Annotated in this window: 1 protein-coding gene; it reads right to left on the reverse strand. The window is 56.4% G+C overall.

The window, feature by feature from the left end; genetic code table 11:
• Positions 1-299: 299 nt before the first annotated feature.
• Positions 300-1,033, reverse strand: a 734-nt coding sequence (locus AC07W0_RS30895) for a CaiB/BaiF CoA transferase family protein (protein WP_146013217.1), incomplete at its 5' end; no start/stop codon positions are given.

Below are 1,033 nucleotides of genomic sequence, written 5' to 3' on the forward strand. Positions count from 1 at the left end.
TTTTTCTCCGCTTTCGACCGAGAAGATCGAAACGTTAATAGCGCCAAACAACCCTGCTCTACCAACTCCTTCCAGGCCTCGATGAACTGAAGCAGGTCGCTGTCGAATCTTGCGTAACTCTTTGTTTACCAAGGAGTTTTCTGTTTCGACTGCGCCGGAAGTGGGGCGAATTATAGACGTCCAGGATTTGCCGTCAACCTTTAATTTCGCTTATCTATCCAATAGTTAGGATTGGCTAAAAAACAACCAACTTTCTTCTATATAGAGCCCTTAATGACGCTCCATATAGAAGAGAGGACTCAGATAACCCCAGCTTCTTTTAAAGCAGCCACATTCGCCGGCATCAACCCCAGCACTTCCTGCAACACCCTGACCGTATGCTCACCCAATAAAGGAGGCGCGCTGCGGTATTCCACAGGGGTCTTGGATAACCGTATAGGACTGGCAACCTGAGGCACCATCCCCGCCAGTGCGTGGGGCAACTCAATCGCCAGCCCGCGCGCCTTGACCTGGGCATCCGCGAATACCTGCGCCAGATCATTGATCGGCCCACACGGCACGCCGACTCGCTCCAGTTGCGACACCCATTCAGCCGTCGTCTTGAACACCGTCGCCTGGCGAATCAAGGGAATCAGTTCCGCGCGATTGGCCACCCGCACCTTGTTGGTCGCGAAACGCGGATCATCCGCCCACTGCGGCTGACCTGCCACCTGCGCAAACTTACGGAACTGCCCGTCATTCCCCACCGTCAGGATGAAGTCGCCATCGGCCGTGGGAAAATCCTGATAAGGCACGATATTCGGATGCGCATTGCCCAAGCGCTTTGGCGGCACGCCTGTCGTCAGGTAGTTCATCGCCTGGTTGGCCAGACAAGCCACCTGCACGTCCAGCAGCGCCATATCAATATGTTGCCCGCCGCCATCACGCTCGCGATGAGCCAGCGCCGCCAGGATCGCCACCGCCGAATAGAGCCCCGTAAGGATGTCAGTCAACGCCACCCCCACTTTCACCGGGCCCGCCCCCTCATCACCCT

The organism is Pseudomonas sp. GW704-F2, assembly GCF_059423025.1.